General features: G+C 71.3%; 19 protein-coding genes and 3 tRNA genes. 12 read left to right on the forward strand and 10 right to left on the reverse strand.

What is annotated here, in order from left to right; all coding sequences use genetic code 11:
- Window positions 1-62: 62 nt before the first annotated feature.
- Window positions 63-473 (forward strand): gamma-glutamylcyclotransferase family protein, encoded by a 411-nt coding sequence (locus BN159_RS28960; protein WP_041819979.1) that lies wholly within the window; start codon window positions 63-65, stop codon window positions 471-473.
- Here the strand turns inward: BN159_RS28960 and BN159_RS28965 are convergent.
- Together BN159_RS28965 and BN159_RS28970 are read right to left on the reverse strand one after the other, a co-directional pair.
- Entirely contained in the window at window positions 470-2,563 is a 2,094-nt protein-coding gene (locus tag BN159_RS28965; RefSeq protein ID WP_015660567.1) for a molybdopterin oxidoreductase family protein, read from the reverse strand. The genes BN159_RS28960 and BN159_RS28965 overlap by 4 nt on opposite strands.
- Window positions 2,564-2,666: 103 nt before the next feature.
- Complete coding sequence (locus BN159_RS28970; RefSeq protein ID WP_078598896.1) at window positions 2,667-3,344, reverse strand: SanA/YdcF family protein; 678 nt, start codon at window positions 3,342-3,344, stop codon at window positions 2,667-2,669.
- A 173-nt stretch (window positions 3,345-3,517) separates the two neighbouring features.
- On the opposite strand from BN159_RS28970, the gene BN159_RS28975 reads away from it, so the two are divergent.
- From BN159_RS28975 to BN159_RS28995, 5 genes are all read left to right on the forward strand, one after another.
- The gene (locus BN159_RS28975) at window positions 3,518-4,405 is read left to right on the forward strand and encodes a sirohydrochlorin chelatase (RefSeq protein ID WP_041819982.1); all 888 of its coding nucleotides are present in this window, start codon (window positions 3,518-3,520) and stop codon (window positions 4,403-4,405) included.
- Between the two features lie 38 nt (window positions 4,406-4,443).
- Complete coding sequence (locus tag BN159_RS28980; RefSeq protein WP_015660570.1) at window positions 4,444-5,724, forward strand: deoxyguanosinetriphosphate triphosphohydrolase; 1,281 nt, start codon at window positions 4,444-4,446, stop codon at window positions 5,722-5,724.
- Window positions 5,725-5,859: 135 nt separating this feature from the next.
- Window positions 5,860-7,125 carry an NAD(P)/FAD-dependent oxidoreductase gene (locus BN159_RS28985; protein ID WP_015660571.1) on the forward strand — a complete coding sequence of 422 codons (1,266 nt, stop codon included), beginning with the start codon at window positions 5,860-5,862 and terminating at the stop codon, window positions 7,123-7,125.
- 48 nt (window positions 7,126-7,173) lie between these two features.
- Complete coding sequence (dnaG, locus tag BN159_RS28990; protein ID WP_015660572.1) at window positions 7,174-9,075, forward strand: DNA primase; 1,902 nt, start codon at window positions 7,174-7,176, stop codon at window positions 9,073-9,075.
- Between the two features lie 103 nt (window positions 9,076-9,178).
- On the forward strand, window positions 9,179-10,465 hold the full coding sequence (locus BN159_RS28995) for a sigma-70 family RNA polymerase sigma factor (RefSeq protein ID WP_041819983.1): 1,287 nt from the start codon (window positions 9,179-9,181) through the stop codon (window positions 10,463-10,465).
- Between the two features lie 33 nt (window positions 10,466-10,498).
- Here the strand turns inward: BN159_RS28995 and BN159_RS29000 are convergent, their stop codons facing one another.
- The 4 genes from BN159_RS29000 to BN159_RS29015 all read right to left on the reverse strand — a co-directional run bounded on the left by BN159_RS29000 (window position 10,499) and on the right by BN159_RS29015 (window position 16,065).
- Window positions 10,499-12,427: an ABC transporter ATP-binding protein gene (locus tag BN159_RS29000; RefSeq protein ID WP_015660574.1), complete on the reverse strand. Its 1,929-nt coding sequence runs from the start codon at window positions 12,425-12,427 to the stop codon at window positions 10,499-10,501.
- Window positions 12,427-14,160, reverse strand: coding sequence for an ABC transporter ATP-binding protein (locus BN159_RS29005; protein ID WP_015660575.1), 1,734 nt, complete (start codon window positions 14,158-14,160; stop codon window positions 12,427-12,429). Before BN159_RS29005 ends, BN159_RS29000 begins: the two co-directional genes overlap by 1 nt.
- A 104-nt stretch (window positions 14,161-14,264) precedes the next feature.
- The gene (locus BN159_RS29010; protein WP_015660576.1) at window positions 14,265-15,704 is read right to left on the reverse strand and encodes a xylulokinase; all 1,440 of its coding nucleotides are present in this window, start codon (window positions 15,702-15,704) and stop codon (window positions 14,265-14,267) included.
- A 55-nt stretch (window positions 15,705-15,759) separates the two neighbouring features.
- On the reverse strand, window positions 15,760-16,065 hold the full coding sequence (locus BN159_RS29015) for a hypothetical protein (protein ID WP_015660577.1): 306 nt from the start codon (window positions 16,063-16,065) through the stop codon (window positions 15,760-15,762).
- Window positions 16,066-16,208: 143 nt separating this feature from the next.
- On the opposite strand from BN159_RS29015, the gene BN159_RS29020 reads away from it, so the two are divergent.
- The 3 genes from BN159_RS29020 (at window position 16,209) to BN159_RS29030 (ending at window position 16,611) form a co-directional block, all read left to right on the forward strand.
- Window positions 16,209-16,281: transfer RNA gene (locus tag BN159_RS29020), tRNA-Asn, on the forward strand.
- Window positions 16,282-16,286: 5 nt separating this feature from the next.
- A tRNA-Asn gene (locus BN159_RS29025) sits at window positions 16,287-16,359 on the forward strand.
- Between the two features lie 178 nt (window positions 16,360-16,537).
- Window positions 16,538-16,611: transfer RNA gene (locus BN159_RS29030), tRNA-Ile, on the forward strand.
- Window positions 16,612-16,656: 45 nt separating this feature from the next.
- Here BN159_RS29030 and BN159_RS29035 read toward each other — a convergent pair.
- On the reverse strand, window positions 16,657-17,409 hold the full coding sequence (locus BN159_RS29035; protein ID WP_015660578.1) for a TetR/AcrR family transcriptional regulator: 753 nt from the start codon (window positions 17,407-17,409) through the stop codon (window positions 16,657-16,659).
- Window positions 17,410-17,496: 87 nt separating this feature from the next.
- Window positions 17,497-19,029: a DHA2 family efflux MFS transporter permease subunit gene (locus BN159_RS29040; protein WP_015660579.1), complete on the reverse strand. Its 1,533-nt coding sequence runs from the start codon at window positions 19,027-19,029 to the stop codon at window positions 17,497-17,499.
- A 139-nt stretch (window positions 19,030-19,168) separates the two neighbouring features.
- On the opposite strand from BN159_RS29040, the gene BN159_RS29045 reads away from it, so the two are divergent.
- On the forward strand, window positions 19,169-20,269 hold the full coding sequence (locus BN159_RS29045) for a PLP-dependent cysteine synthase family protein (RefSeq protein ID WP_015660580.1): 1,101 nt from the start codon (window positions 19,169-19,171) through the stop codon (window positions 20,267-20,269).
- 137 nt (window positions 20,270-20,406) lie between these two features.
- On the opposite strand, the gene BN159_RS29050 is transcribed toward BN159_RS29045, so the two are convergent.
- Window positions 20,407-21,630: a cytochrome P450 gene (locus tag BN159_RS29050; RefSeq protein WP_015660581.1), complete on the reverse strand. Its 1,224-nt coding sequence runs from the start codon at window positions 21,628-21,630 to the stop codon at window positions 20,407-20,409.
- Between the two features lie 12 nt (window positions 21,631-21,642).
- Window positions 21,643-22,872, reverse strand: a complete 1,230-nt coding sequence (locus BN159_RS29055; RefSeq protein ID WP_015660582.1) for a cytochrome P450 — start codon at window positions 22,870-22,872, stop codon at window positions 21,643-21,645.
- Between the two features lie 246 nt (window positions 22,873-23,118).
- Here BN159_RS29055 and BN159_RS29060 point away from each other — a divergent pair, with 246 nt between their 5' ends.
- Together BN159_RS29060 and BN159_RS29065 are read left to right on the forward strand one after the other, a co-directional pair.
- Window positions 23,119-24,450, forward strand: a complete 1,332-nt coding sequence (locus BN159_RS29060) for a KamA family radical SAM protein (protein WP_015660583.1) — start codon at window positions 23,119-23,121, stop codon at window positions 24,448-24,450.
- Entirely contained in the window at window positions 24,450-25,703 is a 1,254-nt protein-coding gene (locus BN159_RS29065) for a pyridoxal phosphate-dependent aminotransferase (RefSeq protein ID WP_015660584.1), read from the forward strand. Before BN159_RS29060 ends, BN159_RS29065 begins: the two co-directional genes overlap by 1 nt.
- Window positions 25,704-25,719 lie beyond the last annotated feature (16 nt).

The raw sequence follows: 25,719 nt of genomic DNA on the forward strand, positions 1-25,719 counted from the left end.
GTGAGTGGCCAGAGTCGTCCCGTGGAGATGTGTGAGGAGACAGAATCGTTTCTGTGAGCCCTGTGACCCTTCCGTTCTTCGTCTACGGCACGCTGCGCTGCCGCGAGCCGAACCATGACCTCTTCCTGCGCGGACGCACGCTCAAGGAGGAACCGGCGAGGCTCTCAGGGGCGGTGCTCTACGACGGGCCGGGATATCCGTACGCCGTCGAGGACCCCGGGGGAGCGGTGCGCGGCGATCTGGTCACCGTGAGGGGGGAGGAGTACCCGGAGCTGCTGGCCGAACTGGACCGCCTGGAGGAGTACGTGCCCGGCGACCCGCGCAGTCTCTATCAGCGGGTCGCCCGGGACGTGACGCGGGACGCCGACGGCACGCGCGTGCGGGCGTGGGTGTACCTGGCCGCGCCCGCCGTGGCCACCCGACTGCGGGCCCACGGCAGACTCATCGCAAGCGGCGACTGGGCCGTGCGCTAGGACGCGACGGCTTCCAAGCGCACCGCGCACGACTTGAACTCCGGCATCCGTGACGTCGGGTCCAGCGCCGGGTTCGTCAGGGTGTTCGCCCGGCCCTCGCCCGGCCAGTGGAAGGGCATGAAGACCGTGTCGGGGCGGATGGAGTTCGTGATGCGGGCCGGGGCCACCGCTCGGCCGCGGCGGGAGACGACCGCGATCGGGTCGCCCTCGGCCGCCCCGAGACGGGCCGCCAACCGCGGGTGCAGCTCCACGAACGGCCCCGGCGCCGCCGCGTTCAGCTCGTCCACGCGGCGGGTCTGGGCGCCCGACTGGTACTGGGACACCACCCGTCCCGTCGTCAGCAGCACCGGGTACTCGTCGTCCGGCTCCTCCGCCGTGGCCCGGTGTGCGACGGGCGCGAACCGGGCCCGCCCGTCGGGCGTGGCGAACCGGTCGTGGAAGAGGCGGGGAGTGCCGGGGTGTTCGACGGCCTCCTCGGCGTCCCCGTCCGCCGGGCACGGCCAGAACACCCCGTTCTCCTCCGCGAGCCTGCGATAGGTGATCCCGGAGTAGTCCGCGACGCCCCCCGCGCTGGCCCGCCGCAACTCCTCGAAGACCTCCTCCGCATCCGTCGGGAAGCCCTTCTCCACGCCCAGCCGGTCCGCGAGTTCGTGCATGACCTCCAGGTCGCTGCGGACCCCCGAGGGTGGGGTGATCGCCTGCTTGCGCAGCAGCACCCGCCCCTCCAGGTTCGTCGTCGTGCCCGTCTCCTCCGCCCACTGCGTCACCGGGAGGACGACATCCGCCAGTGCCGCCGTCTCCGACAGCACGACGTCACAGACGGCAAGGAAATCAAGGGACTTGATCCGCTCCTCGACGTGCGCGGCACGTGGCGCCGAGACCACCGGGTTGGAGGCCATCAGCAGCAGCGCGCGAATATCCGTACCCAGCGCGTCCAGCAGCTCGTACGCACTGCGCCCCGGGCCCGGCAGCGAGTCGGGGTCCACACCCCACACCTCGGCCACGTGCCGCCGCGCCTCCGGGTCGTCCAGCTTGCGGTAGCCGGGCAACTGGTCGGCCTTCTGGCCGTGTTCGCGGCCGCCCTGGCCGTTGCCCTGCCCGGTGAGACAGCCGTAGCCGGACAGCGGGCGGCCCGCGCGGCCGGTCGCCAGGCACAGGTTGATCCAGGCGCCGACGGTGTCGGTGCCCTTGGACTGCTGCTCGGGCCCGCGGGCGGTCAGCACCATCGCCGACTCGGGCTCGCAGAACATCCGTACCGCTTCCCGGAGCTCGGGCACCGAGACGCCCGTGATCCGCTCGACGTACTCCGGCCAGTGCGCCAGCGCCTCCGCGCGGGCCTCCTCCCAGCCGGTCGTCCGCTCGCGGATGTACTCCTCGTCCGTGCGGCCCTCGGCGACGACCAGGTGCAGCATGCCCAGCGCGAGCGCCAGATCCGTCCCCGGCCGGGGTGCCAGGTGCAGGTCGGCCTGCTCGGCGGTCTTCGTGCGGCGCGGGTCGATGACGATCAGGGTGCCGCCGTTCTCCCGCAGCTCGTTGAAGAACCGCAGCGAGGGCGGCATGGTCTCCGCGAGGTTGGAGCCGACGAGGATCACACAGCCCGACTTTGGGATGTCCTCCAGCGGGAACGGCAGCCCCCGGTCCAGGCCGAACGCCTTGATCCCGGCGGCCGCCGCCGAGGACATGCAGAAGCGGCCGTTGTAGTCGATCTGCGAGGTGCCGAGCACCACCCGCGCGAACTTGCCGAGCGTGTACGCCTTCTCGTTGGTCAGTCCACCGCCGCCGAAGACGCCGCACGCGTCCGGGCCATGTTCCGTCCGCGTGCGGGTCAGCCCCTCGGCGATCCGGTCCAGCGCCTCCTCCCAGGAGGCGGGCACCAGAGTGCCCCCGGAGCGCACCAAAGGCGAGGTCAGGCGGACGCTCGTCGAAAGGACCGCCGGCGCCGTACGCCCCTTGCCGCACAGCGCACCCCGGTTCACCGGGAAGTCCGCCCGCTCGCTCACCTCGACCGTCCCGTCGGGGGCGGGCGTCAGATTCATCCCGCACTGCAAGGCGCAGTACGGACAGTGCGTGGGCGTGGCGGTGTTCGGCATGCTCCCCAGCGTGCTTCGGCCGTGTTACGTGCCGATACGGCGGATTGTTACGCCGAGCGCACACCGACCTCCCCGCCGGGCTCCGCGATCAGTGAGGCACCGTTCACCGTCCGGCGGCCAGCGCCTCCGCCACCCCCGGCTCCTGCGGCCCGAGGAAATGCGGATCCGGCTTGAACACGGCGTCCAGCGCGGCCTTGCCCGCCGCGAGGATCTCCCGCGTCCCCCCGTAGTACCAGGTGGCGTCGTGCACATCGTCGACACCGACCCCGTACGACGTCACCCCCGCCGCCTCGCACAGGGCGACCGCCCGCCGGATGTGGAAGCCCTGGCTGATCAGTACGGCCTCGTCGACGCCGAAGATCTTCTTCGCGCGGACGCAGGAGTCCCAGGTGTCGAAGCCCGCGTAGTCACTGACGATCCGCGCGTCGGGCACCCCGTGCCGGGTGAGATAGGTGCGCATCGCGTCCGGCTCGTCGTAGTCCTCACGGCTGTTGTCTCCGGTGACCAGGACGACCTTCACCCGCCCCGCGCGGTACAGCTCGGCCGCCGCGTCCAGCCGGTGGGCGAGGTACGGCGACGGCTCGCCCTGCCACAGGCCCGCGCCGAAGACCACGGCCACGTCGGTGCGCGGCGCGTCGGTGACGGTGCGCAGCCGGTCGTCCGTGGAGACGAACATCCAGGCCGACGGCAGCAGCGCCAGCACGCACGCCGCCATCAGCGCCTGCACGAGACGCCGCTGTCCGGTGCGGGTGCGAGGGATGCGCGGTCGGCTGATCCTCATGCCCCGAAGGACGCCGGACACCCGGCCCCGGTTGCGTGAGCAAGGTCACTCCGAGGCTCAAAACTCCAGGTCACTCCACCTCACAGTGACCGGGCCCCGGATGGTGAACCTGCGGAAAAGACCCGTGACGCCCATGCAACGGGGCGGCAACCTCCGCCCACCACCATCGGTTCATGACGGCGTCGCAACCCCTTCACGACGAGTCCACGTCCCTCGACAGTACGGCGCATCTCATGAACCGGATCAGCAGCCAGCTCGCCAGCCAGCTCAGCCTCGTCGCGCTCGACGGCCGGCGCCGCCCCACCCGGCCCGCGCTGGTGGTCGTGGCCCACGGCAGCCGTGACCCGCGCGCCCTGAGCACCGTGCGCACCCTCCTGGACCGGGTCCGCGAACTGCGCCCCGGGCTCCCCGTCCACCTGGGCCACATCGAACTGAACGCCCCTCTGCTCCCGGACACCCTCGCCGCCCTGGACACGGACGAGGCCGTCCTGGTCCCGCTCCTGCTCAGCCGCGGCTATCACGTGAAGCGGGACATCCCGGAGATGGCGGCCGAGTCCGGCGTACGAGCCCGCGTGGCCAAGGCGCTGGGCCCGCACCCGCTCCTGGTCGAGGCCCTGTACGACCGCCTCATGGAGGCGGGCTGGGCCGACACCCCCGGCACGGCGGTGGTCCTGGCGGCGGCGGGCTCCCGCGACCCGGAGTCCAAGGTGGACGCGGGCCGTACGGCAAGCGCCCTGTCCGAGCGCCTGGGAGTCCCGGTCGTCCCGGCATACGCGACGACGGCGGCACCGAGGGTCTCCGACGCGGTCCAGGCCCTGACGGCGAGGGGCCACCACCGGATAGCGGTGGCGTCGTACTTCACGGCTCCGGGCCGCTTCGCAACAGAGTGCGCGGCGACGGCCCCGTGGATGGCATCGGCCCCCTTGGGCCCGCACCCGGCAATGGCCCGCCTGATCCTCCACCGCTACGACCAATGCATGGCAACGAAGGGTGCGGCCACCTACCTCAGGGGCGCGGCGAACTCCGCGACCAGCCACCAACAACCCGCACTCGCGACGTAAGACAGCCAGGCAGACGATTAGGCGCCTACTGTCGATGCATGGCGCACGAGAACCACATCCCGCCCCAGGGCTATGACACACCGTCAGTGGAACGCTGGTCCAAGGAACCGGACAAGCGCCCCGGCCGGTCGGCCTTCCAGCGGGACCGGGCCCGAGTCCTCCACTCCTCGGCACTGAGAAGACTCGCCGGGAAAACCCAGGTCGTCACCCCCGGCACCTCCAGCCAGGCCTGGGACGCCAGCCCCCGCACCAGGCTCACCCACTCCCTGGAGTGCGCCCAGGTCGGCCGCGAACTCGGCGAAGCCCTCGGCTGTGACCCCGACCTGGTCGAAGCCGCGTGTCTCTCCCACGACCTGGGCCACCCCCCGTTCGGCCACAACGGCGAGCAGGCCCTGAACGAGTTCGCCAAGGACGTCGGCGGCTTCGAGGGCAACGCCCAGTCCCTCAGGCTCCTCACCCGTATCGAGCCCAAACGGTTCACCCCGGAGGGTTCCGTCGGCCTCAACCTCACCCGCGCCGCCCTCGACGCCGCCACCAAGTACCCCTGGCCCCGAGGTGCCCATCCCACCGACCCCACGTCCCCGAAGTTCGGCGTCTACGAGGACGACCGGCCGGTGTTCGACTGGGTCCGCGAGGGCGCCCCCGGCACCCGCGCCACCTTCGAGGCCCAGGTCATGGACTGGTCCGACGACGTGGCGTATTCCGTGCACGACGTCGAGGACGGACTGCACGCGGGCCACATCGACCCCAACCTCCTGCACGCCGAACCCGAACGCCAGGCCGTCTTCGCGGTGGCCGTCGGACGCTACGTCCCCGAGGACACCGACCCCGCGGAACTCGCCGAGGCGCTCGACCGGCTCCAGGAGGAAGCCTGGTGGCCGCACGGCTACGACGGCACCGCCGTCGCCCAGGCCCGGCTGAAGGACGCCACCAGCCAGCTCATCGGCCGCTTCTGCCTCGCCGCCGAGGCCGCCACCCGCGCCGCCCACGGCACCGGCCGGCTCACCCGCTACGGCGCCGAACTCGTCGTACCGCACGAGACCCGGCTGGAGTGCGCCGTACTGAAGGCCGTCGCCGACCGGTACGTCATGCAGCGGGCCGAGCAGGAGCGGCTGCGGGCCGATCAGCGGATCGTGGTCGCCGAACTGGCCGAGGCGCTCACCGCGCGGGCGCCCGAGGGGCTCGACCCGCAATTCCGGGCGCTGTTCGACGCGGCGCCCGACGACCGGGCGCGCAAGCGGGTGATCGTGGACCAGATCGCGTCCCTCACCGACGCCTCGGCCCGTTCGCTTCACGTGCGTCTGACGGGACACTCATGAGCATGAGGTGACAAGAGTGAAGTGAAACACGCCCGAATGTGACCCTCCGTGGCCTGATCGGGCCACTCCCTCTTCCCCCATCACACTCCGTGCGGGACGCTCCCATGTGGCGGCACCCTTACGAGGAGGCATCAAGTGGTCGACGCGGATCAGACATTCGTCATCGTCGGAGGCGGACTCGCCGGCGCGAAGGCGGCCGAGACGCTGCGGGCGGAGGGCTTCACGGGCCGCGTGATACTGATCAGCGACGAGCGTGACCACCCCTATGAGCGACCCCCGCTCTCCAAGGGCTATCTGCTCGGCAAGGAGGAACGCGACAGCGTCTTCGTGCACGAGCCCGCCTGGTACGCGCAGAACGACATCGAACTCCACCTCGGCCAGACCGTCGACGCCATCGACCGCACGGCGAAGACGGTCCGCTTCGGGGAGGACGGCACGGTCGTCCACTACGACAAACTCCTGATCACGACCGGCGCCGAGCCCCGTCGGCTGGACATCCCGGGCACCGACCTGGCCGGCGTCCACCACCTGCGCCGGCTCGCCCACGCCGAGCGGCTCAAGGGCGTCCTGTCCACACTCGGCCGGGACAACGGCCACCTCGTGATCGCCGGCGCCGGCTGGATCGGCCTGGAGGTCGCGGCGGCGGCCCGGGAGTACGGCGCCGAGGTCACCGTCGTCGAACCGGCGCCGACTCCGCTGCACGCCGTCCTCGGCCCCGAACTGGGCGGCCTCTTCGGCGAGCTGCACCGGGACCACGGGGTGCGGTTCCACTTCGGCCGGCAGCTGACGGAGATCGTCGGCCAGGACGGCATGGTGCTGGCCGCGCGGTGCGACGACGGCGAGGAGCACCCCGCGCACGCCGTGCTGGCCGCGATCGGCGCGGCTCCCCGGATCGGCCTCGCGGAGGCGGCGGGTCTTGAGATCGCCGACCGCGCGGGCGGCCGGGGCGTCGTGGTGGACGAACAGCTGCGCACCTCCGACCCCGACATCTACGCCGCCGGTGACGTCGCCTCCTTCCCGCACGCCCTCTTCGGCGCCCGCCTGCGCGTGGAGCACTGGGCCAACGCCCTGAACGGCGGCCCGGCCGCGGCCCGCGCGATGCTCGGCCGGGACGTCGTCTACGACCGGGTCCCCTACTTCTTCTCCGACCAGTACGACTTGGGGATGGAGTACTCCGGCTGGGCGCCCGCCGGCGCCTACGACGAAGTGGTGATCCGGGGAGACGCCGGGAAGCGGGAGTTCATCGCGTTCTGGCTGAAGGACGGCCGGGTGCTGGCGGGGATGAACGTGAATGTGTGGGACGTCACAGACCCGATCCAACGGCTGGTCCGAAGCGGGGCACAGGTGAACGCGGAGTCGCTGGCTGACCCGCACGTAGCGCTGGAAAGCCTCATCCCGTAGCTGTCAGGAGCGTCCAGGAGTGTCAGTCCGCCCCCGTAGAATTCACGCGTGGCAGGACGGATCAACGACGAGGACGTGAAGGCGGTACGGGACGCGGTCCCGATCGACGCCGTGGTCTCCGAGTACCTCCAGCTGCGCAACGCCGGTGGCGGAAACCTCAAGGGGCTGTGCCCCTTCCATGACGAGAAGTCGCCGTCCTTCCAGGTCAGCCCGAGCAAGGGGCTCTTCCACTGCTTCGGCTGCCAGGAGGGCGGCGACACCATCACGTTCGTGATGAAGGTCGACCACCTCTCCTTCTCCGAGGCGGTCGAGCGGCTCGCCGCCCAGGCCGGCATCACCCTGCGCTACGAGGAGGGCGGCTACAACCCCGCCCACCAGCGCGGCGAGCGGATCCGGCTGGTCGAGGCCCACAAGATCGCCGCCGACTGGTACGCCGAGCAGCTCGCCGTCAGCCCCGAGGCCGACACCGGCCGGGTCTTCCTCGCCGAGCGCGGCTTCGACCAGGCGGCCGCCGTCCACTTCGGCGTCGGCTACAGCCCGCAAGGATGGGACCACCTCACCCGCTTCCTGCGCGGCAAGGGCTTCACCGACAAGGAACTGCTCCTCTCCGGCCTCTCCCAGGAGGGCCGCCGCGGCCCCATCGACCGCTTCCGCGGCCGCCTGATGTGGCCGATCCGCGACATCGGCGGCGACGTCGTCGGCTTCGGCGCCCGCAAGCTGTACGAGGCCGACAACGGCCCCAAGTACCTCAACACCCCCGACACGGCGATCTACAGGAAGAGCCAGGTCCTCTACGGCATCGACCTCGCCAAGAAGGACATCGCCAAGGCGTCCCGCGCGGTCGTCGTCGAGGGCTACACCGACGTCATGGCCTGCCACCTCGCCGGCGTCACGACGGCCATCGCCACCTGCGGCACCGCCTTCGGCGGCGACCACATCAAGATCCTGCGCCGACTCCTCATGGACAACGGCTCGGCCCGCGTGATCTTCACCTTCGACGGCGACGCGGCCGGCCAGAAGGCGGCCCTGCGTGCCTTCGAGGACGACCAGAAGTTCGCCGCCGAGACCTACATCGCCATCGCACCCGACGGCATGGACCCCTGCGAGCTGCGCCTGGCCAAGGGCGACGAGGCCGTCGCCGAACTGGCCGAGCCCCGCACCCCGCTCTTCGAGTTCGCCCTGCGTCAGATCGTCGTGCGCTACGACCTGGACACCCCCGCGGGCCGCGCCTCCGCGCTCGACGAGGCCGCGCCGATCGTCGCGCGCATCAAGAACAGCGGCGCGCAGCACGAGGTCGCCGTCCAGCTCGCCGGGATGCTCGGCATCCTCGACACCCAGTTCGTGGTCAAGCGGGTCGCCCAGCTGGCCCGTTGGGCCCGCGACCGTGGCGGCAAGGGCCCGGCCCCGACGCGCGGCCCGCAGCAGCCGTACGACGCCGCCCCTCGGCCCTCCGCCGCCGGACCGGCGCTCAATCTGCGCAACCCCGTCTACGCCACCGAGCGCGAGCTGCTCAAGCTCGCCCTCCAGCGCCCCGAGCTGGTCTCCCCGGCGTTCGACGCGTACGGCATCGACGAGTTCACCGCGGCGCCCTACGCCGCCGTACGCCTGGCCGTGATGGAGGCGGGCGGCGCCGAGTACGGCGTCCGGGACGGGCAGGAGTATCTGCTCCGGGTCCGGGACGCCGCCCCCGACGACGCGGTCCGCGCGATGGTCACCGAACTGGCCGTCGAGGCGATCATGCGCCGCACCGTGGACGAGAACTACGCGGGCGAACAGCTCGTCACCGTCCGCCGCCGCGCCGTCGAACGCCGCATCCGGGACATCCAGTCCCAGATGGCCCGGCTCTCCGCGGGCGGAGACCCGGCCCAACTCGCCGCTACACAGAACGAACTCTGGGTACTCCAGCAGTACGACCAAGCCCTGCGGGAGCACGGAGCCGCAGCTCTGTAGCCTGCCGGGCCCCGCGCGGTCACCACGCCGTCACGGGCCGGACGCAAAAAGTCACCGCACGCCCCTCGTGGCGGCGATGTGTCGTACTCCACACTGGGTTCCGGTGCCTGAGTCCTCGGAGCGCGGCCGACCCGTCCCCCACGGGTCCCACACCCCCGCGATTCCGCTCATCGCGTACGGGACGGACAGCGGCGAGGCCGCCGACTCCGCCCTCGAAGCCGCGCTGCCGCACACTTCAGCAGCGATCATCCTGGAGGTCGCCCCCGTGCAGACCCAGACCCTCACCCAGACCGAGATCAGTACGGACGGCACGGAACCGGACGCCGAGTCCGACGTTCTCGTCGCGGTGCCCCCACAGAACCGTGCCGTGCACCACCCCGAGACGGAGCCGGAGACCCAGCCGGAGGCCCAGCCCGACACTCCGGCCGTCCTCGAAGAACCGCCCGAGCCGGTGCGCGTCCCGCGTGCCGACACCGGCGGGCCGTCCTCGGACCTGTTCCGCCAGTACCTGCGGGAGATCGGCCGGATCCCCCTGCTCACCGCCGCGGAGGAGGTCGAGCTCGCCCGCCGGGTCGAGGCCGGTCTTTTCGCCGAGGAGAAGCTGAGCAACACCCCCGACCTGGACAGCCAGTTGGGGCTGGACCTGGACCGACTGGTGGTCATGGGGCGGATGGCCAAGCGCCGTCTGATCGAGGCGAACCTCAGGCTGGTCGTCTCCGTGGCCAAGCGGTACGTGGGCCGCGGTCTGACCATGCTGGACCTGGTCCAGGAGGGAAACCTCGGCCTGATCCGCGCCGTCGAGAAGTTCGACTACGCCCGCGGCTACAAGTTCTCCACGTACGCCACCTGGTGGATCCGCCAGGCCATGTCCCGGGCCCTGGCCGACCAGGCCCGCACGATCCGCGTCCCGGTCCATGTCGTGGAGCTGATCAACCGCGTGGTCCGCGTCCAGCGCCGCATGCTCCAGGAACGCGGCTACGAGCCGACCCCGGAGGAGGTGGCCGCCCACCTCGATCTCCCCCCGGAGCGCGTCAGCGAGGTACTGCGCCTGGCCCAGGAACCGGTCTCCCTGCACGCCCCGGTGGGCGAGGAGGACGACGTGGCCCTCGGCGACCTCATCGAGGACGGCGACGCGGCGAGCCCCGTGGAATCGGCGGCGTTCCTGTTGCTGAGGGAGCACCTGGAAGCGGTCCTCTCCACCCTCGGCGAACGCGAACGCAAGGTGGTCCAACTCCGCTACGGCCTGGCCGACGGCCGCCCCCGCACGCTGGAGGAGATAGGCCGCATCTTCGGCGTGACCAGGGAACGCATCCGCCAGATCGAGTCCAAGACCCTGAACAAACTCAGGGACCACGCCTTCGCGGACCAGCTGAGGGGATACCTGGACTAGCAGGGGGGCCGCCTGACGGCGGCCCCCGCGTACCTAGTCGACCTCGGCCACCGCCTCCGCGAACTGCGCCTTGTACAGCCGCGCATACGCCCCGTCGGCGGCCAGCAGCTCGCCGTGCGCGCCCTGCTCCACGATCGAGCCGTTCTCCATGACGAGGATCGTGTCGGCGTCCCGGATGGTCGAGAGACGGTGCGCGATCACGAACGACGTACGCCCGTGCGCGAGCTTCGCCATCGCCTTCTGGATCAGCACCTCCGTCCGGGTGTCGACCGAGGACGTCGCCTCGTCCAGCACCAGGATCACCGGATCCGACAGGAACGCACGGGCGATGGTGATCAGCTGCTTCTCACCCGCACTGACCCCGGCCCCCTCGTCGTCGATCACCGTGTCGTAGCCGTCGGGAAGCGTACGGACGAACCGGTCCGCGTGAGCGGCCCGCGCCGCCTCCTCGATCTCCCCCCGAGTCACCTCACGCGCCGCCCCGTACGCGATGTTCTCCGCGATCGTGCCGCCGAACAGCCACGTGTCCTGGAGCACCATGCCGATCCCGGCCCGCAGCTCGTCCCGGGACATCGTCGCGACGTCCACCCCGTCCAGCGTGATCCGCCCGCCGGAGACCTCGTAGAACCGCATCAGAAGGTTGACCAGCGTGGTCTTCCCGGCGCCGGTCGGGCCGACGATGGCGACCGTCTGTCCGGGCTCCACCGTCAGGGAGAGGTCCTCGATGAGCGGCTTTTCGGGGTCGTACCGGAAGGACACGCCCTCCAGCGCCACCCGCCCGCGCAGCTCCTCCGGCCGCACCCCGGGCACGGGGTCCGCCGACTGCTCCTCCGCGTCGAGGAGTTCGAAGATCCGCTCGGCCGACGCCACACCCGACTGCACCAGGTTCGCCATGGACGCCACCTGCGTCAGCGGCATGGAGAACTGCCGCGAGTACTGGATGAAGGCCTGCACGTCACCGATCGACAGCGACCCGGAGGCGACCCGCAGACCGCCGACCACCGCCACCAGCACATAGTTGATGTTCGACACGAACATCATCAGCGGCTGCATGATCCCGCTGTTGAACTGAGCCTTGAACCCGGCCTCGTACAGCGCCTCGTTCTGCTCGGCGAACTGCTCGGCCGACTCCTCCTGCCGCCCGAACACCTTCACCAGGGTGTGCCCGGTGTACATCTCCTCCACATGCGCGTTCAGCTTGCCCGTGGTGCGCCACTGCTGCACGAAGTGCGGCTGCGACCGCTTGCCGACCCGGGTGGCGACGACGAACGACACGGGCACCGTCACCAGCGCCACGAGCGCCAGGATCCACGACACCCAGAACATCATCGCGAGCACACCGATGATGGTGAGCACCGAGTTGATGAGCTGGCCCATCGACTGCTGGAGCGTCTGCCCGATGTTGTCGATGTCGTTGGTGGCGCGGGAGAGCACTTCGCCGCGCTGCCGCTTGTCGAAGTAGGACAGCGGCAGCCGCGACAGCTTGACCTGCACGTCCTCCCGCATCCGGTACATCGTCCGGTTCACGGCCCGGTTCACCAGACGCGTCGCCACCGCCATCAGCAGCCCCGCCACGGTGAACACGGCGAGCGCGAGCAGCAGCACATGCCCGACGGCGGTGAAGTCGATCCCCTCGCCGGGTGTGAAGTCGGTGGAGCGGAGCATGTCGGCGACATCGCCGTCACCGCGGTCCCGCATGCCCTCCAGGACCTGTTCCTTCGTCGCCCCGGGCTCCATCTCCCGTCCGACGATGCCCGCGAAGACCAGGTCGGTGGCCTTGCCGAGGATCTTCGGCCCGATGACCGACAGACCCACGCTGAGTACGACACACAGGAGCAGCACATAGATGGTGAGCCGCTCCGGCTTGAACTGGGCGACCAGCCGCTTGCCCGACACCTTGAAGTCCAGCGAGCGGTGGTCCGGGCCGGTGCCGGCCATCATCCGCCCCATCGGCCCGGCCATCAGGCGGCCTCCGCTTCCGTCAGCTGGGAGAGCACGATCTCCCGGTACGTCTCGTTGTCCGCCATCAGCTCCTGGTGGCGCCCGGTGCCGACGACCCGCCCCTCGTCGAGGACGACGATCCGGTCGGCGTCCCGGATGGTCGCCACCCGCTGGGCGACGATCACCACGGTCGCCTCGGCGGTCTCCTGGGACAGCGCGGCGCGCAGGGCCGCGTCGGTGGCGTAGTCGAGCGCGGAGAAGGAGTCGTCGAAGAGATAGATCTCCGGCCGCTGCACGAGGGTGCGGGCGATGGCGAGCCGCTGCCGCTGGCCGCCGGAGACATTGGTGCCGCCCTGCGCGATCGGGGCGTCGAGCCCGTTCTCGAGTCCCTGCACGAACTCCTTGGCCTGCGCCACTTCCAGCGCGTGCCACAGCTCCTCGTCGGTGGCGTCGGGATTGCCGTAGCGAAGGTTCGTCGCCACTGTCCCGGCGAACAGATACGGCTTCTGCGGCACCAGGCCGACCGTTCTGGCCAGCACCTTCGGGTCGATGCCGGCCACGTCCTCGCCGTCCACCAGCACCCGGCCGTCGGTCGCGTCGAACAGCCGGGGGACCAGGCCCAGCAGGGTGGACTTGCCGCTGCCGGTCGAGCCGATCACGGCCGTGGTCTCGCCGGGCAGCGCCATCAGGTCGATGCCCTTGAGCACCGGCTCCTCGGCACCCGGGTAGCGGAAGCCCGCGCCTCGGATCTCCAGCTGGCCGTGCCGGCGCAGCTCCAGCACCGGCGCCTTCGGCGGCACCACGCTGGACTCGGTGTCGAGCACCTCCTGGATCCGCTCGGCACACACCTCCGCGCGCGGCACCATCATGAACATGAAGGTGGCCATCATCACGGACATCACGATCTGCATCAGATAGGCGAGGAACGCCGTCAGATCACCGATCTGCATGCCACCGCTGTCGATGCGATGGGCGCCGAACCACACCACGGCGATCGACGACATGTTCACCACGGTCATCACGATCGGGAACATCAGCGCGAGCAGATTGCCGGTGCCCAGCGACATCGCGGTGAGGTCGGTGTTGGCCTTGCGGAACCGTTGCTGCTCGTACTCGTCGCGGACGAAGGCGCGGATCACGCGGTTGCCGGTGATCTGCTCGCGCAGCACCCGGTTCACCGTGTCCAGGCGCTCCTGCATGGACCGGAACAGCGGCCGCAGCCGCCGCACGATCAAGGTCACGCAGATGCCCAGCACCGGCACCACGGCGACCAGCACCGCCGACAGCGGCACATCGAGGCCGAGCGCCAGCACGATGCCGCCGACGCACATGATCGGCGCCGACACCATCAGCGTGAACGTCATCAGGGCCAGCATCTGGACCTGCTGCACGTCATTGGTGGTGCGGGTGATCAGCGAGGGCGCGCCGAAATGGCCGACCTCACGCGCGGAGAAGGACTGCACCCGGCCGAAGACGGCGGCGCGCATGTCCCGGCCCAGCGCCGAGGCGGTCCGGGCGCCGTAGTACACGGCCCCGATGTTGCACACGACCTGCGCCAGCGAGATGCCGATCATCAGGGCGCCGTAGCTGAGGATGTAGCCGGTGTCTCCGTTGACGACACCGTTGTCGATGATGTCCGCGTTCAGGGTCGGCAGGTAGAGCGTGGCGCAGGTCTGCAGGAACTGGAGCAGCACCAGCAGGGCGATGGGTTTTCGGTAGGGCCTGAGGTAGGTCCGCAGGAGTCGTATGAGCACGCTGTGTCTCTCGGAGTCGGCGGCGGGGCGGTTGGTTGCCCCTGGCCCCTATCGTCGGACACTCCACCCGCGTTACCTCAACTGATTAACCCAACGAGGGTGCGCTACGAGCGAAAGGCCCCCGGATGGGTCTGCTCCCGCACCGACACGAACTGCTGTCGCACGGCCTGCCCCACCGCCAGCTCCTCGCCGGGATCCAGCACCTGAGCCGCCGGACCCTGCCACAGCGGCGGGGTGCGCGCGTCGAGCGCGCCCTGCGACGCACCCAGCGCCCAGGCCGCCTGCCGGGCGGCCCCGATCGCCGCATAGTCCGCCGGCTGCGGTACGACGACCTGGGCGCCGAAGATCGACGGCGCGGAGGCCTGCACCGCGGGCAGCTCGGCGGCCGCCCCCAGCAGGAAGACCCGCCGCACCTCGACGCCCCGGCCGCGCAGTACGTCGAGGGCGTCCGCGAGCCCGCACAGCATGCCCTCGAACGCGGCCCGCGCCAGATGCTCAGGACGCATCGCCTCCCGCCTGAGCCCCGCCAGCGTGCCGGCGGTGTGCGGCAGGTTCGGCGTCCGCTCGCCCTCCAGATAGGGCAGCAGTACAAGTCCGTGCGATCCGGGCGTCGACTTCATCGCCAGCTCGGACAGACTCTCCAGATCCGGCACCCCGAGCAGCTCGGCGGTCCCGCGCAGGGTCCGTACGGCGTTCAGGGTGGTGACGACCGGCAGGTGCATGCCGGTCGCGTCGGCCAGCGAGGTGATCATCCCGGTCGGGTCGTGCAGCGCCTCGGGGTGGATGGCCATGACCGAGCCGGAGGCGCCCAGCGACACCACGGCGTCCCCGAACCCGAGTCCGAGCCCGAACGCGGCGGCCATGGTCTCGCCGGTCCCGGCGGAGATCAGCAGCCCCTCCGGCGTCGTACCGGCCGCCTCGGCGGGGCCGATGACCTCCGGCAGCATGGCCTGGTGACCGAGCGCCAGCTCGACGAGGTCGGTGCGGTAGCTGCCGGTGGCGGCGGACCAGTACCCGGTGCCGGAGGCCCCGCCGCGGTCGGTGGTACGGCGCACCGGGCGCCCGAGCAGCTGCCACACCAGCCAATCGTGAGCCTGGAGCAGGACGGCGGTGCGCAGGGCGTTGTCCGGCTCGGTCTTGCTCAGCCAGCGCAGCTTGGTCACCGGCTGCGCGGCCTGCGGAACGCACCCCACGGCCTGCGCCCAGGCTTCACGCCCGCCGAGCGCGTCGATGAGATCGGCTGCGGCGACCTGGGCCCGCTTGTCACCGCCGACCATCGCGGGGCGGGTGGTGTTGCCCTGGGAGTCCAGCGGCACGACGGCGTTCTGCTGCGAGGAGACGCCGATGGCCTGCACGCCCTCCAGCAGACCCCCGCCGGCGGCCTCCCCGAGGGAGAGCAGCCAGGCCTGGGGATCGACGTCGGAGGGCCGCCCCTCGACCGGATGCGGCGCATAGCCCTGCCGGAGCACGGCTCCGGTGTCCGCGTCGCAGACGACGATACGAGTGAACTCGGGCGAGCTGTCCAACCCGGCGACTATCCCCATGGCGAAAATTCTATGGGGCACGCGAGGCAGGGGAGTGCGTGCATGCGCGTGCCGCTCAGGTGTTGCTCGTGCCCCAGTCGTCCTCGACCTCGCCGTTGGGGTGGCGGTCGCGCAGGTGCCGGACGCGCTGGCTCACGGACTGCGGTACGTGGTCGCCGACCTTGTCGCTGACCGCGTGGTAGGCCTTGCCCGCGTACACCCGGCCCTGCTGGGCCGCCGTCTCGGCGGTGTTGCGGACCGCCGGGTTCTGGGCCACCTGACGCGCCGACTTCTTCAGCTGTTCGTAGCGTTCGCGCCCGGCGCGGGTGCCGAGCACGTAACCCAGAGCCAGCCCGACGACGAACGTGAGCTTGTAGCGCATGGAGGCCACCCTTCCCTCAGGTAGGTCGGTGCCGGGGGAACCGATTGGCGGAGCACCCCCCTGCTTGCGCTAATGTATGTGTCGCAGCGAGCGCCCGCCCCCTGGCGAATACCCAGGTAGGTACGTTCGATGCAACGAGGCATTCCTCCGTAGCTCAATTGGCAGAGCAGCCGGCTGTTAACCGGCAGGTTACTGGTTCGAGTCCAGTCGGGGGAGCTCGGTCCTCCGTAGCTCAATTGGCAGAGCAGCCGGCTGTTAACCGGCAGGTTACTGGTTCGAGTCCAGTCGGGGGAGCAGGTTGAAGAGGACCCCACGGGGTCCTTTTTCATGTCCTGTTTCAGCTGCTCGGGAACCGTGCGGGGCGCGCTGAAGTCCTTCTGGGCATGCGTAGTCGACCATCCGAAGCAGGAGATCGTATGAGCGGCTATGCTGCGGCAGACGGCGCGTACAAATGTGCGCGACACGCCGCTATGGGGCGGTAGCTCAGCCGGTTAGAGCAGCGGACTCATAATCCGTCGGCCGTGGGTTCGAGTCCCACCCGCCCCACCTTGCACCCTCCGTGCAGAAACGATGTGACCTGCGAGGCACGTCTCAGCGCCGGGTGTTGTCGGGGGTCGAGAGCGAGCGTAGGCCCGCGATGATGCACTGAAGGCCGAAGGCGAAGTTGCGGTCACGGATCTCGGTGGCCGTGCCGATGTCGCGGCCCGCGAGCTCCCGCAGCGACGCGAACTCGGTCAGGCCCGAGCGGACCGCGTCCGAGACCTCGGCGAAACCCTCGTCCGGCGAACTCTCGCCGTCGCGCTCCGCGTGCGCCGCGTTCTCGATCATGCGGGTCTCCGCGGTGGCGAAACCGCAGACGTACTCCAGGACCAGCGCGGCGGCGCTGTCGGTCTGATCGGGCGCCAGGCCCGAGCCGTTCACCACACGCAGCGCCGTGTCGGTCATCCGCAGCGCGTTCGGGCCGATGTTGAGGTACTCGCCGATCAGTCGGGCGGCCCACCGGTGGCGGCCGAACATCGCGCGCAGGCTGCCCGCCAGGGCGCGCAATTGCTCGTCCCAGGGGAGGTCTTCCGGGGGCGCCGCGACTTCTCCGAACACCTCGTCGAGGGCCAGCTCCAACAAGGCGCCCTTGGTGGTCACATGCCAGTACAGGGACATGTGACCGGCGCCGAGCGCCGCGGCCACCCGGCGCATGGACAGGGCCTGGAGGCCTTCGGCGTCCAGGAGTTCGACCGCGGTGCGCACGATGCGGTCCCGGCTCAGTCCCGGAGGGCCGGGCTGCCGCACCGGGGGTGCCAGCCACACGCTCGCGGTCTTCGCCGCACCCCGCTTGCGATCGGCCACGCCCGGCCCCTCCTCGGCATCGGTCCGGCACCTCCGGAACCTGTACGCAGGCCTGTCATCGTACGGCCGTACGCCGCACGGACCGGGTCACACCGGGCTGGGGCTGCCCGGGTCCTCGCGGTCGCCGGAGACCACGGCGCCGACCGGGGTCGGCGGGGCGGTGGGCTCGCGGCTCGCCCAGCCGAGCAGCGCGCCGGCCGCGATGCCGCCGACCGCCACGGCGAGGGCGCCGAGGAACTGGCTGGTCTCCAGGGCCGAGACGAAGGCGTCGCGGACCTCCTCCGCCCGGCCGCCCGCCCCGGCGAGCGCGGTGGGCAGCGACTCCTCGGCGCCGTCCGGCAGGGCGGCGGGCAGCCCCGCGTCGAACCGGGCGACCAGGGCGGCGCCGAGCGCGGCCACGCCCAGGCCGGTGCCCAGCTCCTGGAGCGTGCCGTTGACGCCGGAGGCGGTACCGGCCCGGGCCGGCGGGATCGCGCTCATCAGGGCGGCTCCGGCGGCGGGGCCCGCGGTGCCCATCGCGAACCCGACCAGGATCAGCCCCGGCAGGGTCCAGCCGTAGCCGCTGTCACTGGTGGCGGCGATGGCGCACAGGCCGAGCGCGGCCGCCACCATGCTGAGCGCCACGGTCCGGGCGAGGCCGATCCTCTTGCCCAGCGGGGCGCTGGCGGCGCCGCTGCCGATGAGCAGGGCCACGGCGAACGGCACGATGCGCAGGCCGGTTTCGAGCGGCGAGTAGCCGAGGACGAACTGGAGCTGCTGGGTGAGCAGGAAGAGCGAGCCGCCCATGCCGAAGGCGGCGAGCAGGCCGCCGAGCGCCGCGCCGGTGAACCGTCGTTCGGTGAACAGGCTCATGTCCAGCATCGGATGCGGTGTCCGGCGCTCCCACACCGCGAACACGGCCATGGCGGCGACGGCCACGGCGAGCGGGCCGAGGACCAGCGTGTCGGTCCAGCCGTGCTCGGGGATCGCGATGACCGCCCAGACCAGGGACACCATGCCCAGCACGGAGACCGGCAGGCCGACGAAGTCGGGCCGTTCGCTGTGCGGGTTGCGGGACTCGGGTACCAGCCAGGCGATGGCGACCAGGCCGACGACCGCGATCGGCACGTTGATCAGGAAGACCGAGCCCCACCAGAAGTGGGCCAGCAGAAAGCCGCCGATGACCGGGCCGCCCGCCATGCCGGCCGCGGACACCGCCATCCAGATGCCGATGGCCTTCATGCGCTCCTCGTCCCCGAAGACGTGCATGAGGACCGCGAGGGTGGCCGGCATCAGCAGGGAGGCGCCGAGGCCCATCGTCACCCGGGCCGCGACCAGGGTGCCCACCGAGTCCGCCAGGGCGCCGGTCAGCGAGCCCACGCCGAACAGGGTGAGTCCCGCGAACAGGGCCCGCTTGCGGCCGAAGTGGTCGGCCATGCCGCCGGAGGCGATGAGGAAGCCGGCCAGGGCGAGCGAATAGGCGTTGATCACCCACTGCACATCGGCCGTACTGGCGTCGAGGTCCTCCATGAGGGTGGGGACGGCGACGTTGAGGACGGTGTTGTCGAGCACCGTCGTCAGCAGGGTCAGGCAGAGGACCCCCAGGATCCACCACTTGCGGTCACGTTCGGATGTCGCCATGACTGTGCTCCTTCCGGGCCGGACTCGTACACCATACGATTGAGTCGTACAGTGGACGAGAGGGTCTGGGTGCGGATTCCGGCCAACCTGGGAAGGTCATCCGTGACGGCCTGGCGCTACGAGAACGGAGACGCATCACGTGGCACGGGGAATCGGGGACGAGAGGGACCGCGCCTGGGTGGACCGGGCGATCGAGCTGCTGCTGGCAGACCGGGCCGCCGAGGCGCCCACGCCGCTGCGGGCGTTCCCGCTGGCCGGCCCGCCGGGGGCGGCGCTGTATCTGAAGGACGAGTCGCGGCGGCCGACGGGGAGTCTGAAGCACGGGCCCGCGCGTGATCTTTTCCTCGACGCCCTGAAGGCCGGTCAGATCGGGCCCGACACCTCTTTGTTCGAGGCGACCAGCGGCAACATGGCGGTCGCGCAGGCCTACTTCGCGCGGCTGCTGGGGCTGCCGTTCACGGCCGTCGTACCGGGGAAGACGGGGGCGGCCAAGCGGCGGCGGATCGAGGAGCAGGGCGGGCGGTGCCATCCCTTCGACCCGCCGCTTGCCGTGTACGAGAAGGCGCGCTCCCTTGCCGAGGAGTCCGGGGGGCACTGTCTGGACCATCTGGAGCGGGTGGGGGACGCCGTCGACTGGCGGGGGCCGGAGAGTCTCGGGGCGCAGATTCTGGGGGACCTGGAGAAGGCGGGGGAGTCTGCGCCGGTGTGGGTCGTTGTCGGGGTCGGGAGTGGGGCGACCTCGGCGGCGGTGGGCAAGTATCTGCGGATGCGGGGGGTGGGGACCAGGGTGGCCGTGGTCGATCCCGAGCACTCGGCGTACTTTCCCGGCTGGGCCGCGGATTTTCCCGGGTACACCACCGGGATGCCGTCCCGGATCGAGGGGATCGGACGGCCGCGTATGGAGCCCGCCTTCGACTCGTCCGTGGTCGATCTGGTGATTCCGGTGCCGGATGTGGCGAGTGTGGCGGCGATGCGGCATCTGCACGCGGTCACCGGGGTGATGGCGGGGCCCTCCTCCGGGAGTTGTCTGTGGGGGGCGTTCTCTGTGCTGGACCGGATGCGGCGGGAGGGGGAGCGAGGGAGTGTCGTGATGGTCGTGGGGGATGCGGGGGAGAGCTACCGGGATACGTACTACGACGACTCCTGGGTCGCTGCGAAGGGGTGGGAGCTGGGTGGGCCGCTCTCTGACATGGAGCGGTTCACTGCTACGGGGACTTGGGGCGTCGCCCTGGGTGAGTGAGGTGCCGTAAGGGTGGGTTTCGCTCGCCCGCGCCGGCGGGGTGCCTCCCCCCAGAGGGGGGACCCCAGCCCACCCGTGCCGCCCCAGCGGCACGACTGCCCGCAGCTACGCGGGTTGGGGCGGCACGGCGCCCGCGGTTACCTGGGTTCTACCGAGACCGGCAGGCTTGTTACGCCGTAGATGTCTGGGCGTTGGTGGTAGGTGGGGGTGCCCAGGGTGATGGTGCGGTAGCGGGTCAGGAGGGCGTTCAGGACGATGGATGACTCCATCCTGGCCAGGGGGGCGCCCAGGCAGAAGTGGATGCCGTGGGAGAAGGTCAGGTGGCCGGTGGGGGCGCGGTGGGGGTCGAAGCGGTCGGGGTCGGGGAACTGGACTTCGTCCCGGTTGGCCGAGAGGAGCCAGGTGACCACGATGCGGCCGGCCGGGACGTCCACCTCGCCGATGCGGGTGTCCTCGCGGGTCAGGCGGTAGAGGAAGGACACCGGCGGGCGGTAGCGCAGCACCTCGTCCAAGGCGCCGGGGATGAGGGACGGGTCCTTGCGGATCTCGGTGAGGGTGCCCGGGGTCTCGGCGAAGCTGAGCAGGGCGTTGCTCATGAAGAGGGTCGTCGTCAGGTGGCCCGCCAGCAGCAGGAACGCCGAGAAGTTGACCATCTGCTTGTCGGTGAGGCGTTCGCCGTCCGCCTCCGCCGCCGCCAGCCGGGACAGCAGGTCGTCCCGGGGTGTCGTACGGCGGTCCTGGACGTGGGAGAGGAGATAGTCGGCCATCTCGGTCAGCTCGGCGGCCCGGGTCTTCGCGTAGCCGCCCTCCAGGAACTCGCCCGCCGTCACCTCGTCGCTGGGCGGCAGCAGATACTCCGCCCAGCGCCGGAACATCTCCCGGTCCGAGCTCGGGATGCCCAGCAGCTCGGCGATCACCACCACCGGCAGCGGCCCCGACAACTCCTCCACCAGGTCGAAGTCGGTGCGCTCGGCGATCGAGTCGAGCAGTTCCGTGGTGACCGCCTGGATCCGCGGTTCCAGGCCCGCCACCGTACGCGGGGTGAACGCCTGGCTGATCAGCTTGCGCAGCTGACCGTGGCGCGGCGGGTCGGTCACGCTCAGGGACGCCTCCGCGAAGTTCGGCAGACCCGGCTCCGGCGGCGGCGCCAGGGAGCTGAAGTCCGAGGAGAACACCGCGGGTTCGGACAGGACCCGCAGGGCGTCGGCGTGCCGGAGGACGTGGCACGAGCCGCTGGCGGGGTCGATCCACACCGGTGCCTCGCGGCGCATCCGCTTCAGCCACGCGTACAGCTCCCGGCCGTCGCCCACCACGGCCGGCGGCCCCTCGAACGGTGCGGCCTCGGGTGTCGCTGACGTCATCGGCTCGTCTCCTCAGGCGGTCTCGACGGTGATCGGCAGGCTCTTCACCCCGAAGATCTCGGGGCTGCGCTCGTAGTAGACGGGCGTTCCCACGTCCACCTGGCGGTAGCGGTCGAGGAGTTCGTTCAGCACGATCCGGGACTCCAGCCGGGCCAGCGGGGTGCCGATGCAGAAGTGGATGCCGTGACCGAACGTCAGATGGGTGTTCGGGGTGCGGGAGATGTCGAAGCGGTCCGGGTCGGGGAAGTGCCGCTCGTCGCGGTTGCCGGACATCTGCCAGCACATCACCGGCACGTTCGCCGGCAGGGTGACCCCGCCGAGCTCGGTCTCCTGACGGGTGACCCTGGCCTGGAAGACCACCGGCGGGCGGTGCCGCAGCACCTCCTCCAGGGCGGCCGGCACCAGCTCGCGGTCCTCGCGCACCGCCTTCAGCTGCGCCGGCTCGTCCGCGAAGCTCAGCAGGGTGTTGCCCATCAGCAGCGACGTCGTCAGATGGCCCGCCAGCAGCAGGAAGTTCAGGAAGCTCACCGTCTCGCCGTCGGTCAGCGCGTCGCCGTCGACCTCGGCCGTCACCAGCCGGCTGATCAGATCGTCGCGCGGGGTGGTACGGCGGTCCTGGACGTGGCCGAGGAGATAGGCGTGCATCTCCTTGAGCTGGGCGGCGATCTGCTCGGGCATCGTGCCGTCGGGCACCGCGCCCACCGGCAGCTCGTAGTTGGTCGACAGCAGGGCCTCGCCCCAGCCGCGGAACAGCTCGCGGTCGGCCGGCGGGATGCCCAGCATCTCCGCGATGACGATCACCGGCAGCGGATAGGCCACCGCGGAGACCAGGTCGAAGTCCCGCTCCCCGGCGACCGTGTCGAACAGCTCCCGGGTCAGCACCTCCACCTTGGGCTCCAGCTGGGCCACCATGCGCGGGGTGAACGCCTGGCTGACCAGGCGGCGCAGCTTGCCGTGCCGGGGCGGGTCGGTCATCGTCAGCACGCCCTCGGTGAAGTTGGGGGCGTCCGGGTCGGGCGGCGGCATGATCGCGCTGAAGTCGGAGCTGAAGACGTCCGGGGAGGACAGCACCTTCAGCAGGTCGTCGTAGCGGAACACATGGGCGGCGCCGGTCATGTCGTCCCGCCACACCGGGTGGCGGTCACGCATGGTCCTCAGCCAGTCCAGCAGCTGACTGCCGTCGCCCACGCCGGTCGGGGGGCGCGGAATTTCGGTTGTCGCGGTGGCTTCCGTGGGTTCCATCGGTTGGGTCCCCTGTCGTTCGTCTGCGGCGCCGTCGTGGCTTGTTGCGCAGTTCCCCGCGCCCCTGAGGGACGCTGCCGAACCGCATCTGGTGCGGCGGACGTTAGTGCTCGTGACCGTCTCCGACCGGGGGTGCTGCCGGAAGTTGACGTCCCCGGGTCAGGAACGTGCCATCCCGGCGGTCGCGCCGGACGGCCGACCTAGCGTTCCCCTCAAGTCGCAGTCGTGAGGGACGGGGGACCCAGCGTGCACTTGACGGTCGACGGCACCACCACTCGCTTCCGCGCGTACGGACCGCGGCAGCTGGACGACATCGCCCGGCGCTATCCGCTCCCGGACGCCGCGCGCGAGACGGTACGGCTGCTGTCCCGGGTGCTGCCGTTCCGGGTGAACGAGTACGTGCTCTCCGAACTCGTCGACTGGACACGGGTTCCGGACGATCCCATGTACCAACTCGTCTTCCCACAGGCCGGGATGCTCGACGAGGCCGACCTGGGCGTACTGCGCCGGCTGGCCGGACGCCGGGACGGCGACCCCGAAGTGGTCGCCGCCGTACGGGAGATCCGGGAGCGGCTCAACCCGCATCCCGGCGGGCAGCAGGAGCTGAACGTGCCCCGCGACGACTCCGGTCCGGTCCCGGGGCTCCAGCACAAGTACCGCGAGACCGTGCTGTACTTCCCCGGCCAGGGCCAGACCTGCCACACCTACTGCACCTACTGCTTCCGCTGGGCGCAGTTCGTCGGGGACGCCGACCTGCGGTTCGCCGCGCGCGGTCCGGCCGGGCTGCTCCGGCATCTGCGCGGCCATCCCGACGTCAGCGATGTGCTCGTCACCGGCGGCGACCCGATGGTGATGACCACCGAGCGGCTGCGCGGCCACCTGGAGCCGCTGCTGGACGTGCCGACCGTGCGGACCGTCAGGATCGGCACCAAGTCGCCCGCCTACTGGCCGCAGCGGTTCGTCAGCGACAGCGACGCCGACGACGTCCTGCGCCTGTTCGAGCGGGTCGTCCAGTCCGGGCGCACCCTCGCGGTGATGGCCCACCTCAGCCATCCGCGCGAACTCGCCACCCCGCTCGCCCAGCGCGCCCTGGAACGGATCCGGGCGACCGGCGCCGTCGTGTACTGCCAGGCCCCGCTCATCGGCCACGTCAACGACAACGCCGCCACCTGGTCCGGGCTGTGGCGGGCCGAACTCGCCGCGGGGCTGGTGCCGTACTACATGTTCGTGGCCCGGGACACCGGGCCGCACGCCTACTACCGGGTGCCGCTGGCCCGCGCGGTGGACATCTTCCAGGAGGCCTACCGCGAACTGCCCGGCCTCGCCCGGACCGTGCGCGGGCCGGTGATGTCGACCACCGTCGGCAAGGTAGTCGTGGACGGGGTGGAACACCTTCCCGAGGGGCGGTACTTCCGGCTGCGGCTGCTCCAGGCCCGCGATCCACGCCTCGTCGGACGTCCGTTCCGGGCGCCCTGGTCGCCGACCGCCGCCTGGGTCGACGAGCTGCGGTGCGAGGCGGGCGCGGACGAGGCGCTGCACGCCGCACTCACCGGCGGGGCCCGGGCGGAGGTGGCGTGATGAGCTCCGGGATATCGCCCAATCTCGCACTCGACCAGGAGGTCGCCCGGCTCCGGGCCGCCGGGGAGCGGGTGCTGCATCTGGGGTTCGGGGAGGCGCGGCTGCCGTTGCCCGCCGGGCTGGTGCGGGCGCTCGGTGAAGCGGCCGGGCACACCGCCTACGGGCCGGTCGCGGGACGCCCCGAGGTGCTGGCCGCCGTGGCCGGGTACCACCGGCGGCGGGGGCTGCCCACCGAGGGCGGGCAGATCGCCGTGGCGCCCGGCAGCAAGCCGCTGCTGATGGCGCTGGTCGCCGCCGTCGAGGGGGACGTGCTGCTGCCCCGGCCGGCCTGGGTGACGTACGGGCCGCAGGCGCGGCTGATGGGGCGCCGGGCCTGGGGAGTGGACATCCCTCCGGAGTGCGGGGGCGTGCCCGAGCCGGACGCGCTGGCCCGGACCCTGGAGCGGATCCGGGAACAGGGGCGGCGGGCCGGGCTGCTGGTGCTGACCCTGCCGGACAACCCGACCGGCACGCTGGCGCCGCCCGAAATCGTCGACAGGGTCTGCGAGATCGCCCGCGAGGCGGACCTCACCGTGGTCTCCGACGAGATCTACCGGGACCTTCTGCACGACCCCGCCACCGGCTTCCGCAGCCCCGCCGAGGTCGCGCCCGAGCGCACGGTTGTCACCACCGGCCTCAGCAAGACGCATGCCCTCGGCGGCTGGCGGATCGGTTCGGCACGGTTCCCCGCCGGGGACCGGGGCGAGCGGCTGCGCGCCCGCGTCCTCGCCACCGCCAGCGAGGTCTGGTCCTCGCTGGCCGGACCGCTCCAGAGCGTCGCCCGGTACGCCTACGACGAACCGCCCGAGCTGACCGCGCACGTCGCCCGCGGCGCCCGGCTGCACGCCGACGTCACCCGGGCCGTGCACCGCGTCATGACCGACGCGGGCGCCCGGTGCCGTACCCCCGGCGGCGGCTTCTACGTCTACCCCGACTTCGAGCCCGCCCGCGAGGTGCTCGCCGCGCACGGCGCCGTCGACTCGGCGTCCCTGGAGCGGGTGCTGCTGGAGCGGGCCGGGGTCGCCGTGCTCGGCGGCCACCACTTCGGCGACGATCCGCACGCCCTGCGCTTCCGCGCCGCGACCAGCCTCATGCACGGCGCGACCGACCTTCAGCGCCGTACCGCGCTGGACGCCGACGACCCCACCGAACTTCCGCACATCCGCCGCGAGCTGGAACAGCTCGCGCAGGCCCTGACGAAGCTGACGGCCTGACGGCCGTGCCCACCGG

Source organism: Streptomyces davaonensis JCM 4913, from assembly GCF_000349325.1.
In the GTDB taxonomy this organism is placed as follows: domain Bacteria; phylum Actinomycetota; class Actinomycetes; order Streptomycetales; family Streptomycetaceae; genus Streptomyces; species Streptomyces davaonensis.